Origin of the sequence: Vibrio sp. 1CM7H (assembly GCF_023161645.1) — a bacterium.
GTDB lineage: Bacteria > Pseudomonadota > Gammaproteobacteria > Enterobacterales > Vibrionaceae > Vibrio > Vibrio diabolicus.
On record NZ_JALNTV010000001.1, the window covers coordinates 986,891 to 1,002,384 of the forward strand.

The following is a 15,494-nucleotide window of genomic DNA, read 5'->3' on the forward strand; positions in this document are numbered from 1 at the left end:
AACTCATCAGGCCTCACTGATGGTTGCCCCAACCAGCTGTGAGACACTTCAAGTGATAAATACATCACTGACAAGCTTACACAAACAATAGATAAAGGATTCCGATCCAACAACGTTTCGCGGTTAGCTCGTCACAGGATTAACTGCCACAACAATAGTTTTCCCAATAAGTAAACGCACGTTCAAAGGCCTGTTCCCTATCGTGCACTTGAGCAAAGAGCACAACGGTCATCGTTGCCAAAACCGTATTCGCCATTTGGTTCATGTCATCTTCTGACGTCCCAAACGGACAGTTCGTAGGCATTGGCACCTCAGACAGCATTTGCTCCGTCCAGTAGTGCGATGTCACGCCGCTTGTTTGGCTTAGCCATACCGTTTGGCTTACTTTCGGGTTGTATTCTGACTCACCCGATTGCCCTTTGAATGACACAACGGCGTGAGCGGTTTGACCGATTTCATATTCGACTTCTGCATGAAGTTGTTGGAATCCAGGATGGAAGCTACCACGAATACCAACCGTCGCCTGCCCCGGATTCAATGCACGAACCACGGTATTAATCGGCGTTCTCAGCCCATAACGATTCTTCCAACCGATCATGGTTTCTGCTTGTGGAGCAAATGCGCTGAGCGGTAGATACACGATGTTTTGTGTTTCTAAGACACGCTTTGCTTCTTCTGCTGATTCCGCTTTCTCGATAGCAAACTTGTCGAGGTAATCTTCTGCGTGTAAACGTCCAGATTGACGGTCGTGATAGCCATGCATCAGCACTTTATGACCATTATCGGCAAGGATCTTCGCTGCCAACAGGTGCCAAGGCTGACCTGCCGCTTCACGTTTGCCTGCGTAACATGGCCAGTCGATGTCTGCACCAATAGCAGGCATGCGGGATTGGAATGCTTTCACAAAGCCAGCGATTTCTTGTTGAGTCTCGTTTTGTACGCGAATCAGCATCAGCAGCATTGCCATTTGATCATCATCGCACTCTCCGTTTAGGTATTCATCCATAACTCGAAACGCTTGATCAAAGTTCAGTGGTTTTCTACCACGTTCGCCACGACCGACTGTTCTGATACATTCCAAAATGCTGCTCATATTCCCTCGTATTCCGTCACTGACTGTACGGTTTCTATTAGTTGTTCGCGCAGTTTGACAACTTCTCCCATCACAATCAATGCTGGGCTGATGCCTTTAAGTGTAATCGATAACTCATTGAGCTGATTGAGTTGGGTAACGTGCACTTGCTGTTGGGGGCTACAACCATGAGTGATGATCGCAACAGGGAAATCTTGGTTCAAACCAGCACCAATTAAACCAGTTTGTATATCTGTCGATTTTTCTAATCCCATGTAGAACACCAATGTTTGGCCGCTTTGCATCAGTTGGCTCCACGCTTCAAATGCGCCTGTTACCACTTGCCCTGTAACAAAGGTAACGCTGCGAGCAACGCCACGATGAGTCAGCGGAATCAAGCTGTTTGCTGAACATCCAATCGCAGCAGTAATACCGGGGATGACTTCGTAAGCGATAGAGTGTTTGACGAGTGCTAATGCTTCTTCGCCTCCACGACCAAATACAAAAGGATCTCCCCCTTTTAAGCGCACAACTCGCTTTCCTTGCTGAGCGAGCGACACCATCAAATTACAGACTTCTTCCTGATCAATACTAGGTTGCCCACATCGTTTGCCCACGTAAATCCAATCGGCTTGTGGCGAAGTCAACTCCAAAATATCTTTGTTAACCAAACGGTCGTATAGCAATACCTCTGCCGATATAATCGCTTTCACTGCCTTCACGGTTAACAAGTCTGGATCGTGCGGTCCTGCTCCGACAATCGAGACAAAACCTTTGTGGTTCGCATCTAGATCTGCGGAGTGATTTTCTAGAAGTTGGTTCAGTTTGCTTGCTTGGTCATGCTTAGAAAAGCGAGACGAGCGTTCTTGATTCTGACTCGCTTGTCCTTTCTTAAACCAAGACTTTTGATAAGGCGCTTCCATGTGCTTATCCTCTTTATGATTTAGTTTATTTGCATCGACAGACTTTGCTGGCTCGCTTGCTGTTTGCCCTTTTGATGCTGATGGCTGTCGACCATTTGTTTGATTTGAGAGACGCATGAGCCACAGTTGGTACCGCATTTGAGTTTGTTTTGAAGTTGGGTCAGTGAAGTGCAGTCTTGTTTCTCCATCGCGTCATGTATTTGTTTATCGGTGACACGGAAACAACTACAAACCAGTTTGGCGCTGCTTTGCGATTGAGTGATGGTAAGCAGTTGCGATAACTCCATCGGCTTGCCAATCAAGTGCGTAAAGTTGGTGTAGTCGGTTTGAATCGGTTCACTAGACACCACCAAAACAGAACGAATGATACGAACGTCTCCAACAAGATCGTAATCCACTGCTAGCCAACCTTGGGCAATATCAATCGTGATCCTGCGGCTCTTTTCCGTTCGACAAAAACTCTGCTTTTTTGGTCGTTTATCGTGTGCGAAGCGCCAGATGCCCAAATTACTTTCTGCTTGAAATGCGCTGTAGAGAAACTTGCCGGAATCAAACTGTGTCCCGATGAACATACCGTAGGTTTTTACCGCTGCGTCTTGCACTTCAACATAAGACGACTTAAACGCAGGTTGCCCAGAAATAGGGTCTTTTACGCTGTTTATTATCGCGTTAACACTGCTTTCACCGCCATATCGGCCCGCCCAGTGCATTGACATAAACAGCTCCTGAAAACCTAAACCTTCATCAATGGCAACTTTGGCATAAATACCGGTGTTTGAAGTAGGCTGAAACAGCTTGGTGAGTTGTCCCGCTTTTAAGCGATTTTGAGTGGCGGAGAGTGTATTCATGTACACGGTTGGCTCTAACTCAGAGGCGGCTAGGTGTGCGATATGCCCTGTACGCGTCATGGTATGCCATTGGTCACGTTGCCTGCCCGTATTGAGCCACCAGCCTTTTGTTCTCTCTAAGCGTTGAGGTAATTCGCTGGTGACGACAAAACGCGCTTTTCCATCTGGGTGTGAATAGATTCCATCAGCAAAAGGGCGCCCTCCTCCCCATTGAGTCGGTACCCACTCTTCGTATTCTTGCTCGGTTAAGTTCGCGTGTTGAGACAGGTCGAGCTTCAATGGCGAATCTGCATTCATACCTGTCATCGCCGCATATTCCCTGAATACCGCCCGCTCAGAAGTAAACGCAAAGCCATTTTGTGTTTTTTCCAATGTACACAGAGCTTGTCCGACTTGGCTTATCGCCCACCAATCTGGTTTTACTTCACCAGGTGGTATTTGAAACTGACGTTGACGAGACATTCTACGTTCAGAGTTAGTCACCATCCCTTGCTTTTCACCCCAACCAGCTGCTGGCAGTAGAACATCTGCATATTTAGCAACGTCCGACTCCGCGGTAATATCAGACACAATCACAAAAGGACAAGCCGCTAACGCGCGCTTAACCATCTGATTATCAGGCAAAGAAACCACGGGATTGGTTGCCATGATCCACAGAACTTTAATCTCACCACGTTCTACCGCCTCAAACAGCTCGACGGCTTTTAATCCAGGCTTAGTGGCAATTTCGGGTGAATCCCAAAACGCTTGGACTTGCTTTATAGAATCTGCGTCAAAAGCGCGATGAACCGCTAGTTGGTTTGCCAAACCACCGACTTCTCGCCCACCCATCGCATTCGGCTGACCTGTAATAGAAAACGGCCCACAACCTGACTTAGCAATTTTACCTGTCGCCAAGTGTGCATTAATGATTGCATTGCCTTTATCGACACCATTTTCGGCTTGGTTAACCCCTTGGCAAAACAGCGTGATTGCGGTTGGGCTTTGTGCGAACCATTGGAAGAATGTCGTGAGTTTTTCTTCTGAAATACCAATGGAAGACGTTAAATTAGTGACATCGTAACGCAAATCAGAAACTTCTTCTGCAAGCGCATCAAACCCGTCGGTATGGGAATTTATGTATTCAGAATCAATACATTGCTGCTCGATAAGAAACTTGAGCAGCCCATTAAAAAGTGACACATCCCCATCGTTTTTAATCGGTAGATGCAAATCCGCTTGCTGCGCGGTGACCGTTTCACGCGGGTCAATAACCACTAATTTAAGGTTTGGATTATTCTCTCGCGCTTGCTGAACACGACGGAATAACACGGGATGCGTCCAAGCGGTATTGGCACCGCAGATGATCAACAGCTCGGTATTATCAATATCGTCGTAATTGACAGGAACCACATCTTCGCCAAATGCGCGTACGTGAGCAGCAACCGCCGAAGACATACACAAACGGGAGTTAGTATCGATGTTTGCGCTACCCACATAACCTTTCATGAGTTTGTTCGCGACGTAGTAATCTTCAGTAAGCAACTGCCCTGAAACATACATCGCGACAGAATCTGGTCCAAACTCCGCTTTCGCTTGATGGATCTCTTGTGCAATTAAGTCTGTGACCGAATGCCATGACACTTCTTTTTCCCTTAGCTTGGGGTAGAGCAACCTTGAAGGCATTTTTAAGCTTTCTGCTAATGCGACACCCTTTACACACAGTGAACCGGAATTGGCCGGATGAAGCGCATCTCCAATAATCTTGTTATTGCTGATTTCAATTCCGCAGCCTACTCCGCAATACGGACAAGTTGTCTTTCTACACCCTTGTGACATAACGCCTCCTGCGCGACTAATCCTAAATTACAGGCAAAAAAAAAGCCTCTCCCGAATCGAGAGAGGCAGCAATGCCTTTAACGCTGTTAGTACATTTTCAAAAGTAATACCCTATCCCGCTCTCGCCTGCTATAGAGAGCGGCGCATCGAGTTAACGATGAACATTTATCTCAAAGCAAACGAGGTGCCAAGATTGAAAATCTTTAATTTACAAAACGTTAGAATGTAAACAACTATTGCAAAGTAATACCGCGCACTGATTGAGTGCAAGTTTCGTTCATTATCGTGCAGGGTTACTTTACTAATTCCATGACCAATCTAGACTCTTCGTCACCGAAATAATGCGCTTCTTCTTTTAAGACTTTGAAGCCAAGGGACAGGTACAAAGACAATGCAGGCTGATTATTCGGATCGACCGTCAACTTCACACTTGAGCCCAACTTCAACGGCGCGATGGCACTTTCAATCAGAGAACGCGCAATACCCTTACCACGATGTTGAGTATCGACAGCCAGTGACATGATCCAATATTGCTGTGCATTTGTGCTTGTCGTCAGCAAAATATACCCTGCGACTTGCTCCCCCTCTTTCGCCACTAGTAAGCTTTCCCCCCAACAATCAAAAGCTTGCCGAAAGAAAAATTGAGGATAGGCATGTTCTCCAAATAAAGTATTTTCAAGCGTATACACAGCCAATAAGTCGTCTTTATGTGCAGACAGAATGTCCATTCAATGATTCCTCCTTTAACATTTGTGGCGGCAGTATATACCTAAAACTCATCTAAATGCAGGACTCATAGACCTGCCACTTGCTAGCCCTCCAATATGCACCATGGCTCATTAAGTAAGAGCACGCTTCTTTAGCATATACATCCATGATTAAGTTTTAACCACGAAATCAAAAACCACCCATTAGTAAAAATTTGAAATATAACACCAATTTATTGCTTAATTTTTAGATTAAAATTCTAGTTTTTAAAAAAATTCATAGTTTGATAAGTTACAACCACCCCTTATCTTCAGCATGATTCACCACACTTCCGATGTGATAACAAACACCAAAACCTATACCATTCTCCGCATTATTATTTTTATAAAAGCGAGTTTTAAGTGAAAGAATCTCGAAATGCGTTAAATTCCAGTGAATTAAACACAACAACATCTTGGTCAAAACACGACACACATTGGGTCCTTAGTCTGTTTGGAACAGCCGTTGGTGCAGGCATTCTATTTCTGCCGATCAACCTTGGTATTGGCGGGTTTTGGCCGTTAGTCGCAATGGCTGTGCTTGCTTTCCCAATGACTTATCTTGCCCACCGTGGTTTAGCTCGCTTTGTACTGTCTTCCAAGATCAAAAATGCAGACTTTACTGATGTAGTGGAAGAGCACTTTGGCGCAAAAGCGGGTCGCTCTATTTCACTGCTGTATTTTCTTTCGATCTTCCCGATCCTGTTAATTTACGGTGTCGGTATTACCAATACCGTAGACAGTTTTATGGTTAACCAAGCTGATATGGCTTCTTTGCCTCGCCCTCTGCTTTCAGGTGTACTAGTGTTTGCATTAATTGCCATTATGATGGCGGGCGAAAAAGTCATGCTACGGGCTTTTGCCATTATGGTTTACCCATTAGTGGCTATTCTTGCCTTTCTTTCATTTTACTTGATACCAAACTGGACCATGCCAATCATGGACGCCCCTGAAGCGTCTGCTTTTGCTAGCACTATGTGGTTAGCGGTTCCTGTGGTTATTTTCTCGTTTAGTCACGCTGCTGCGATTTCAAGCTTTGCAAATGTGCAACGTCGCCATTATGGCGATCAAGCGGATGCGAAATCCGAAGTAATTCTTCGACGCACTAGCATCATGTTAATTGCGTTTGTGCTTATCTTTGTCTTTTCGTGTGTATTAGCGCTGTCACCAGAGCAATTGGCTCAAGCTAAAGAACAAAACGTGTCGGTGCTATCTTATTTAGCCAATGCAACAGACAACCCATTTATCGCAACGCTTGGTCCTTTGGTAGCTTTTGTTGCTATCACTTCCTCTTTTCTTGGGCACTTTTTAGGTGCACGCGAAAGCTTAAATGGTTTAATTACTAAACACTCTAAACTGTCTGAAAAGCGAGTTGATCGTATCAGCGTTGCAGTACTTTTCTTTTCAATCTGGGCAGCAGCGATCATGAACCCAAGCATTCTTGGTATGATGGAAGCGTTGTCAGGGCCTGTTATCGCGATGATCTTATTTATTATGCCAATGTTAGCGGTATACAAAATCGATGCATTGAAACAATATCGTGGGAATGGCTCAACTTACTTTGTTTTAACTGCGGGCATTGTAGCGGTAAGTGCATTGGTTTTTAGCTTCTTCAGCTAAAAAGTAGTTATTAGGTTGGATTTTCAGGGGAATACCTTATACGAGATTAAGGTGATTCCCTGAATTTTCTTACTTTTAAGCGGGTAACCATCGTTACCATTGACTCTTAGATAAGAGCAAAAACGCCCGCAATCATAAGTACTGAAGCGATACAAGTGCGGCCAATAATACCGAAGTGTGAAGGTTGAATCATTTCATTATGCATAGTTAATCTCCTGTTTATTATAAAAGCCATTTTTTATTGGCTTAATAACACTATGTCTAATACCGAGTTTTTTAACAACCCATACAAACATTAAATATTTATGACAGAAAGATAATTTTTTAGCGAACCAGCCATCTTTCGAGATGCGAATCGCACCGACTAAATGATGAAATTTACACCACTAACAATGTTCGACACACTAGATTCGTCGCACTGTTTATCTTGTCGTTAAATCAATCTTTCCACTTTTGAACAGATTTATCATTATAAATCATAATATTAGCCTCACCTTTCGCGAAACTTTCTTCACAAGCCGTTTGTAACTCGGAATCCATCCGCACTTAGCCAATAAGAAGTGATAGACTTACCTAGTATTAGGGTTAAACGAGATCACATTTTATTAATAAGCTCATGCACTTTCCGATTAAAACGCTAACTTGCGCGCTGTTCTCAGTACTTGGATTCTTCTTCCATCCAACCCATGTACTTGCCAACACAGAAAAACAGGGCTATCTGGAAGAACACATTTCTCCTCAAAGCAGCTCCATGCTCAATCTCTATTTTCGTTCAATGGGTAAGCCGCGCTCAATTGAAGAAGATGAATTAGTTGCGCCACAGAATGCGTCAGCGGAATCTCTTGCCCTTTATTACTTTGCGCGCCTTTACCTAAAGCGCTACGAAGGCGTTCCGCTGCCCAAAGATATGCCTGATTTAATTGAGTTTGGGAAAGCGCATCATTTACCGTGGGTAGTCGCTGAAGCACAGCTTAATAAAGCGGTAACCATGATTGAACTAGACGATAATTGGAATGCAGAACTTGTACTCCATGACATCATCGCCGAAGCCCGTGATCTCGGCTATTTAGCGCTAGAAGGAAGAGCATATCGCTGGCTAGGGAACTTAGAGGTTTCACGGAATCAACTACGTAGCGGACTCAAGTATTACCGAACCGCCTATGAGTTGTTAGAGAGAACCGTGTTTGAAATGCAAGTTGCGATGACGCTGAATAACATCGGTACCGTCTATATCGATGCATCCGATTGGGCTCGCGCCAGTAGCTACCTTACGCAAGCACTCGATACCTATTTAAACAGCAAATATCAATATGACAACAGCCTTTTCATTGGGGTTATCTACGCAAACTTAAGTATTGTTCACTTAAGCAGTGGAGATAGCGAAAAGGCAGAATACTATTTTAATGAAGCAATCCGACTCTCAATGCAAACGGGGTCAGACGTCATCAAACACTATTCATTATCCAGCTTCTCACAAATGTTAAGTTCGATAGGGAAAATTGATGAAGCGTTGATGGTTGCACAGCGTTGCGTAGCTCTCCCTATCACGGGAAACGTAGAGGCGAAGAAAATGCCTTGTTATGAAGCATATGCAGAAGCATACCTCGCAGATGAACAATACGATAAAGCTATTTCGACAGCTATCAACGTACTTGAGCAAACTAAATCAACCGATGAGCTAGAAATACGACAGCGCATTGATATGCTGTCGGTCCTAGTAAACGCGAATCAAACCCTTAATAATTTTGAAGCGGCTTTTCGTTACTTAACTCAGTTAAGAGAGCTAGAAGCTGAATTTTCTCATCATATTCACGGCGAAGAGATGATTAATATTAAGTTTGACCTCGAAGCTAAGTTAGCTCAGAAAGAACTCAAGCTACTAGAAACGAAAAATGCGTTGCAAGCTTCAGAGCTGCGTTCACAACGCTATAGAGAAATGTTCTACTTTATCGCTATCGCAGCGATTGGTGTCGTTGGCTTTCGTTACGTACTGCGCGTTAGGCGTATTAATAAGGCACTCACTCAAGAAAATACTACCGATCCATTAACTCAACTGCACAACCGTCGCTACCTTCCCATTTGGCTGGATAAAATGGCTCGTAGAAGCCCAGATAGAACGTTTGCCTTAGCCGTATTAGATATCGATCATTTTAAAACGTTTAACGATGAATATGGGCATGATATTGGCGACAAGATGTTAATTCATATTGCCAGGTTATTTAATGAATCGACTCGCTCTGGGGACCTACTCATCCGTTGGGGTGGAGAGGAGTTTGTCTTATTATTTGAAGTAAACAGAACTGAAGATTGCGCTAAATTCTTGGATCGATTGAGATATATCGTGGAAAACACGCCACTAGTGGTTGACTCTAAGTCATTAAACGCGACAATTTCTCTCGGGGCTGTCGACAGACTGTCCGTAAAAACTATTCAACAAGAATGGGATCAATGGTTTTTCTTCGCAGATCAAGCTTTGTATGACGCAAAGCAAGCAGGAAGAAATCGCTTCGTTATTCACCCGACGTCATAAGAGCAAAATGAAAAAAATCCTAACCATCGCTATTTTTGCGCCTGCACTTCTCACTGCGTGTAGTAACCATCAAGCCTCTCAACTGGGAATGCGCAGCAGCAGTGTTAACGTATATGCCCAACAAATGAGTAACACTCAGTTGTGCGAGACCCTCTACTACAACCGTGCAACCAACCAAACCAAAGTTGCGATTGGCGCTGAGTTTAACCGACGTGGTTTAAACAAGAAGTGGTGTGATAGTGAGTTCAATAAGCTATACATCAAAAAGTGGATTGATAACGTGTTACCCAAAGAAAAGGCCAAACCGAAGAAACCAATGGCGACAATTCAACCCGCTTCAACTAAATAATCCTTCCTCTCAAAGCAGACAGTACGACCGTATTTTCTGCTTTTCACTTTTCATGCGTGCGCTATTCGACATTAAAAAACCCTATAATTTCAGTGAATTAACACTGACTCATGTTGTTCGTCGAACTTTTGATGTAAACAAGTTGTAAATGGTTTTCGTCCTTATTCTTTGTCGTTAGCTTTGTTTATTCCTGTTAGAGGAATATGAAACAGGAGCTAAAAAATTCCAAACAAAGACATGAGGTCAAAAATGGAAATACGCATTAACCGCCTATTTGCTGCTATGTTGGCAGTAGGCATTGCACCTGCCGTCTCGGCGTTTGATCCACTCTATTCTGAACAATGGCACTTAGACAACACAGGGCAAACTGCTTTTGCAGCTAACCCAGCTGTTGCTGGGAACGACCTAAACACCAAGCTCACTCAAGCAATGGGTATTGCGGGTATCGGTGTAAAAGTCGCGGTCATTGATTCTGGAGTGCAGATCGATCACCCAGATCTTGCAGGTAATATAGTTACAGGTAGCAGAAACTTCGTCGAAGACTCTTCTTTCCCATTAAGTTATCCGGTTGATACCAATGGTCACGGCACTGCTGTAGCCGGTTTGATCAGCGCAGTCGGCAACAATGGTGAAGGTGGACGCGGTGTTGCTTCTCACTCTTCTCTTATTGGTTTTAACTGGTTAGCCAACCAGACATTAGAAGGCTGGCTAATCTCTCACGGCATGGACCCAGCCACACGCGATGTTCGTGTATTTAACCAAAGCTATGGTTTCAGCCCGATCAACCCAATAACTTTTGATGAAAGCGATCCTCAACTTAAACTTGAAATGGACGTGATAAAAAATGTCAGTGAGAGTAACTCATGGGGACGCGGTGCTGTATTTGTTAAGTCAGCCGGCAATGGTTATCGCTATTTCAATGCGGGAAGATTCTTCGTATTACCAAGTAACTTCTTTGCTGGTGGAGACAACCAAGGCTTGCCGATGCACAACTCCGCTCAGTCTTATGACAACGCCAACTATTTTAATTTAATCACCAGTGCACTACGTGCGGATGGCACGCGAGCGAGTTACTCATCGGTGGGATCTAACGTATGGGTTGCCGCACCAGCAGGTGAATATGGGCAAGACTTCCCTGCCATGGTCACCACCGATTTGATGGGTTGTGAAGAAGGGCAAAATACCAGCGACGGACTTGGTATCAATGGCTTACACGGCGGTACGGAGCTAGACCCGAACTGTAACTATACCAGTACAATGAACGGAACCTCGTCGGCTGCGCCAAATACGTCCGGTGCCATCGCGGCAATTATGTCCACGAATCATGCACTTTCTGCTCGTGATGTACGTGCTTTGCTAGCAGAGACAGCAAAAGTAACGGATAAAACGCATCCAGGCGTACAACTTGAATTTACTAACCACAAAGGTGAACACGTTATCTACGAGGCCATTTCTCCTTGGCAGAAAAACGCCGCAGGCGTAGATTTCCATACTTTTTATGGCTTCGGCGCTGTCGATTTGGATGAAGCAATGCAACGTGCTCGCATGACGAATCGTGTTTTACCGCCTCAAGTTATTACGCCTTGGGTTAACAATACTAAAGAAGTAAGTGTACCCGATGCGAGTTTGGCTGGCGGTTCATCAAGTATCGCCATTGCCGATGATCTGAAGGTAGAATCCGTTCAAGTGAAATTGACATTAGACCACTCTCGCCTGCCCGACTTAGCTATCGAGCTCGTTTCGCCATCAGGGACTCGTTCCGTTTTGCAAACACCACGTAATGGTCTTGTTGGTCAATCTCTTGACCCAACGATTACTGGCTACAAAGACCAACTAATGTTGTCTAACCAGTTCTATGGCGAAGATGCAAAAGGCGAATGGACATTACGAGCAATCGATACGAATGGCGACGAAGTCTTTTCTTACATTGCATATTTTAACTCTTCAACCATCTATGACGTTCCGATGGCAAACAACACTCAGCCAGGTGTTATTAAGAACTGGTCGATGCGCATCTTTGGACACTAAGGAGTCAATTACATGAAATACATATCATTTTCTATGCTGGCTCTTTCTATGATGACGGCTAGCGCATACGCTGAGCAACAACTCTCTCAACAACCCGCACCTGAACTGTTCGTGCCTTCAGAAGCGGTTGAGATTAATGGCCAAGATTATCGCAAGGTGCAAACGGGTACAGCTAGGAGCCTATCCGAAGAAGTAAAGCTTCAAGCCGGTGATGAAGTGTTTAAGAATGCATTTAGCAATGTATCCAAGGCCACTGGACTGGTTTACATCACGGTAAACAACCCTAACGAAGCGAAAGCGGTCGCCAAAGAGCTAAAGCTGGAAGTTGTCTTCGCAGAGGGAGAATCTGCGGTGTTAAAAGCATCTCAAGATCAAGATCTACTGAGCATTAGCGACTATCTAAACGCAGACAGCCGGGTAAAAGCGTCTAAAATTGAACTAAACAGCGGTAAGTACCGTGCACAATAATTCTCTAGCAAGAGAAGTTGGCTAATAAAACCATGCCTCGGCAATTGCTGAGGCATTTTTATAGGTGGGTATAGAAACCCTCTTTTTTTGTAGATTACTACGGAACTAGCATGATATTTAGGGGAGCGTGTCCGGCAACGCCTGTCATTTCTTAAATAAAATAACTTCGGTTCTTAGTTTATCCTGCGTGGTTTCTTGCGGGTTATCTAAGTAGCGCTCAATCCCTAATGGACTGGTTTTGGCTTTCATACCACTCTGGCGAACCAAGTTCATCGCTAAAGCCCACGCATTTCCCAAAAACTGATATTCCCCACGGTGCTCGACGACAAATGTTTCACTCTCAGGTATGGTACCAGTAACCGCCCCCTCTGGCGCAGTTACCGCGTTATCAAGTGGTAAGCAAGTGATAAACTCAAACATACCTTTCTGCATATCCATCGACTGGTAATAACAAAATAACTCGCCGTTCACAGATAAGCCCTTGTCATCAACTATCTGCTTTAACTTGTGAACTTGTTCTTCTATTACCGGACCTAATTCTGGAATGCTGGCCTCGCCTTTTATTCCGATGTAATGAACCTGAGGCAGAGTTCGATTACCAATTTCAACCAAGTCTGAGAACACTTGCCCGGTTTCAAGTTTGCTTTTGAGCATGCGTAGCCCACGTTGATAATCCATCTCTATCATCGACTTAAACATACTTTTCAAAAAGAACAGATACCAAGGAACGCGTGATTGCATTTGCCATTCGACTAAACAACCATCTTGTGACGGCGTCACTATGAGGGTCACCTTTCCGTGACTCTTTATTGGGCGAAAGAAATGAAGCTCCATATCTAACCGATGTTCTTGAGTACTTTCCAATACAATGGCACCAGTTCCAATACGCTGACCATTCCATTGGTAACCGGCTCCAACGTGACCTTGATTATCGCTGAATGTCAGCTCGCAGCTTGGTTCAAGAATGATCCAAGGTGACCAATCAGGCCAGTTATTAAAATCTTTGAGATAGCCAATAATCTCGCTTTGATTCTTATTAATTTCAATACTTCTGCTGACCTGATAAGAAAGCATAACGGTTCCTCAAGTTTCCGCGTCACTAACTTCAGTCTAATTCAAATTCCAGTTTTTTCTTGTTTGACTGTGGGTTAGACGCACAAAGCTAGGAACGGAATTCCACTTTCGCACTAAATCGAACACCATCATCGTCCAGTATTAACGCCCATCCCATCCGTTCACATATGCGTTGTACGATAACAAGCCCACAACCGTAGCCGGCGTTGTACGTCTCGTTACCATCGTGACGATTCAGGATCTTAAGAGCATGACCATCCAACTCAATCTCAATATCTCCCACACTATAGCTAAAGGCATTTTTAATCAGATTGTTGATTACAATGGTCACAAAACTCTCTGGTGCCTTCACGACACCACTATGTTGTTCGTGCAAAGCGTAATTCGAATCTTGCTTGGCAAATAAAGGAGCTAGCTCTTCCAACTGTTTTTGTAAACAAGTGAGAAGCTGATGCTCTCCGTAATGCTGAGGCTCTATTTTCTCTTTACCGAGCAAGAGAAACGCTTCTGTCAGTACGCGCATGTCTTCACAAGCTGACTGCATTCTCGCGATGGCTTTTTGCGCGACTCGAGGTTGTTCTGGGATACGCGTTAGAATGTCTGTTGAGCCTTTGATCACCATGATTGGCGTTCTCAACTCATGCGATGCAAAACGACTAAATTCTTGTTCTCGTTTGAAATAGCCTGCGATATCGTTTTTATTATCCAGCAAAGTTTGCTCTATTTGGCGTGTCTCGCTGAACTTAGTTTCAACTTGGAAAGCGGGTTGATCCGGTGACATTTGGCTGATTTTGTCTTCGATTTGCGCTAGTGGTCGAGACAATATTCGCACCATATAAATGCCATACCCGACCATAACAAATGAAAATAAGCCACCGAGCAGTAGCGTAAACTGATGCAGCGAACTTTCGTATTCGTCGAGGTAATCATCGGAGTCATCTTGAAACACAATGTACATAAGCCCCTTCCCTGAGGGGTGTTTCAATACGACAAAGTGTTTGTCTTCTTCACCAAGCAGATATTCGTAAAAACCGGGCGAAGTAAAAGAGAGCAACCAATCCGGTGTCGGTGCTTCACTCCAATATGAGTTGAACTCCAATACGTTTGGCAATGGCGCATCCCAGCCCTGTTTCTCGAAATTCTCACTATAAAGCGCAGCTTCAGTATCAAGCCAGTGATGTAAACTCAGCACTTCAAGTTTGTTTTCTGCCACATAAATCAGCGACCAAAAAAGAGTAAACATCACAAGCGTCATCCCCCCAAAACCCCAACGGATCTTGCGATAAATACTTGGATATTCGTTATGCTTTAAGTCGGTAACCTTGTCCATGAATAGTCTCTAATCGTGATTCTTCAAAACCTTTGTCTAACGCGGTTCTTAAACCATAAATATGGCTACGAAGTGCATCACTTCCGGGTGGTTCGTCTCCCCACACACTATCGATCACTTCTGTGCGCGAAACCGATGCTGGAGCACGTTGGAGAAGTAACTTTAAAATCTTGGTTTGAATTCGGCTCAGCTTAATTTCTTTGTCTTTTCTCGTCACTTTGCCTGTGCGCGCATCTAAACAAATGTCCGCAAACTTGAGCGTGCCAATATCTTGCCTTGGACCGCGATTAGCCAAAGCATGAACACGCAAACTAAGCTCTTCCATCGCAAATGGCTTCATTAAATAGTCATCGCCTCCCGCTTTAAATGCCGCGATTTTGTCATCTAACGTATCTTTTGCGGTTAGGAAGAGGATAGGCGTTCCACAGAGCTGATCTTGTCGAAGTTTCTGTACCGTACTAATGCCATCGAGCTTAGGCATCATGATATCCATGATGATTACATCGTAATGATTATCCTCGATTAACTTCAGTGCGGCCTCACCATGATACGCACAATCGATAATCATGCCTTCAAGCTCAAGATAGTCCGCAATCGTCTCCGAGACATTGTGGTTGTCATCTACAATTAAAATTTTCATAAAAATCACATTTCTTCACGATCTCTTCACGATATGCCCAATAAGATA

At 44.2% G+C, this 15,494-nt stretch carries 12 protein-coding genes; 5 read left to right on the forward strand and 7 right to left on the reverse strand.

What is annotated here, in order from left to right; genetic code table 11:
• Positions 1-139: 139 nt before the first annotated feature.
• The 4 genes from MSG33_RS04310 to MSG33_RS04325 form a co-directional block, all read right to left on the reverse strand.
• Positions 140-1,093, reverse strand: coding sequence for a glycosyl transferase family protein (locus MSG33_RS04310; protein ID WP_104973761.1), 954 nt, complete (start codon positions 1,091-1,093; stop codon positions 140-142).
• Positions 1,090-1,995 carry a uroporphyrinogen-III C-methyltransferase gene (gene cobA, locus MSG33_RS04315; protein WP_248379981.1) on the reverse strand — a complete coding sequence of 302 codons (906 nt, stop codon included), beginning with the start codon at positions 1,993-1,995 and terminating at the stop codon, positions 1,090-1,092. Before cobA ends, MSG33_RS04310 begins: the two co-directional genes overlap by 4 nt.
• A 20-nt stretch (positions 1,996-2,015) precedes the next feature.
• Positions 2,016-4,661, reverse strand: a complete 2,646-nt coding sequence (locus tag MSG33_RS04320; RefSeq protein WP_248379983.1) for a nitrate reductase — start codon at positions 4,659-4,661, stop codon at positions 2,016-2,018.
• Positions 4,662-4,954: 293 nt separating this feature from the next.
• Complete coding sequence (locus tag MSG33_RS04325; RefSeq protein WP_005395641.1) at positions 4,955-5,389, reverse strand: N-acetyltransferase; 435 nt, start codon at positions 5,387-5,389, stop codon at positions 4,955-4,957.
• Positions 5,390-5,770: 381 nt separating this feature from the next.
• Here MSG33_RS04325 and MSG33_RS04330 point away from each other — a divergent pair, with 381 nt between their 5' ends.
• The 5 genes from MSG33_RS04330 (at position 5,771) to MSG33_RS04350 (ending at position 12,402) form a co-directional block, all read left to right on the forward strand.
• Positions 5,771-7,027: an aromatic amino acid transport family protein gene (locus MSG33_RS04330; RefSeq protein ID WP_248379985.1), complete on the forward strand. Its 1,257-nt coding sequence runs from the start codon at positions 5,771-5,773 to the stop codon at positions 7,025-7,027.
• A 616-nt stretch (positions 7,028-7,643) separates the two neighbouring features.
• Positions 7,644-9,557, forward strand: a complete 1,914-nt coding sequence (locus tag MSG33_RS04335) for a tetratricopeptide repeat-containing diguanylate cyclase (protein WP_248379987.1) — start codon at positions 7,644-7,646, stop codon at positions 9,555-9,557.
• A 7-nt stretch (positions 9,558-9,564) separates the two neighbouring features.
• On the forward strand, positions 9,565-9,906 hold the full coding sequence (locus MSG33_RS04340; protein ID WP_012842508.1) for a hypothetical protein: 342 nt from the start codon (positions 9,565-9,567) through the stop codon (positions 9,904-9,906).
• Between the two features lie 249 nt (positions 9,907-10,155).
• Positions 10,156-11,934, forward strand: a complete 1,779-nt coding sequence (locus tag MSG33_RS04345; protein WP_248379989.1) for a S8 family peptidase — start codon at positions 10,156-10,158, stop codon at positions 11,932-11,934.
• A 12-nt stretch (positions 11,935-11,946) separates the two neighbouring features.
• Positions 11,947-12,402, forward strand: a complete 456-nt coding sequence (locus MSG33_RS04350) for a hypothetical protein (protein ID WP_012842506.1) — start codon at positions 11,947-11,949, stop codon at positions 12,400-12,402.
• A gap of 144 nt (positions 12,403-12,546) precedes the next feature.
• Here the strand turns inward: MSG33_RS04350 and MSG33_RS04355 are convergent, their stop codons facing one another.
• The 3 genes from MSG33_RS04355 to MSG33_RS04365 all read right to left on the reverse strand — a co-directional run bounded on the left by MSG33_RS04355 (position 12,547) and on the right by MSG33_RS04365 (position 15,446).
• Positions 12,547-13,476 (reverse strand): SRPBCC family protein, encoded by a 930-nt coding sequence (locus tag MSG33_RS04355; RefSeq protein ID WP_248379991.1) that lies wholly within the window; start codon positions 13,474-13,476, stop codon positions 12,547-12,549.
• Positions 13,477-13,564: 88 nt separating this feature from the next.
• Positions 13,565-14,806: a HAMP domain-containing sensor histidine kinase gene (locus MSG33_RS04360; protein WP_248379993.1), complete on the reverse strand. Its 1,242-nt coding sequence runs from the start codon at positions 14,804-14,806 to the stop codon at positions 13,565-13,567.
• Positions 14,778-15,446, reverse strand: a complete 669-nt coding sequence (locus MSG33_RS04365; protein ID WP_005395631.1) for a response regulator transcription factor — start codon at positions 15,444-15,446, stop codon at positions 14,778-14,780. The genes MSG33_RS04360 and MSG33_RS04365 overlap by 29 nt, the downstream gene beginning before the upstream one ends.
• Positions 15,447-15,494 lie beyond the last annotated feature (48 nt).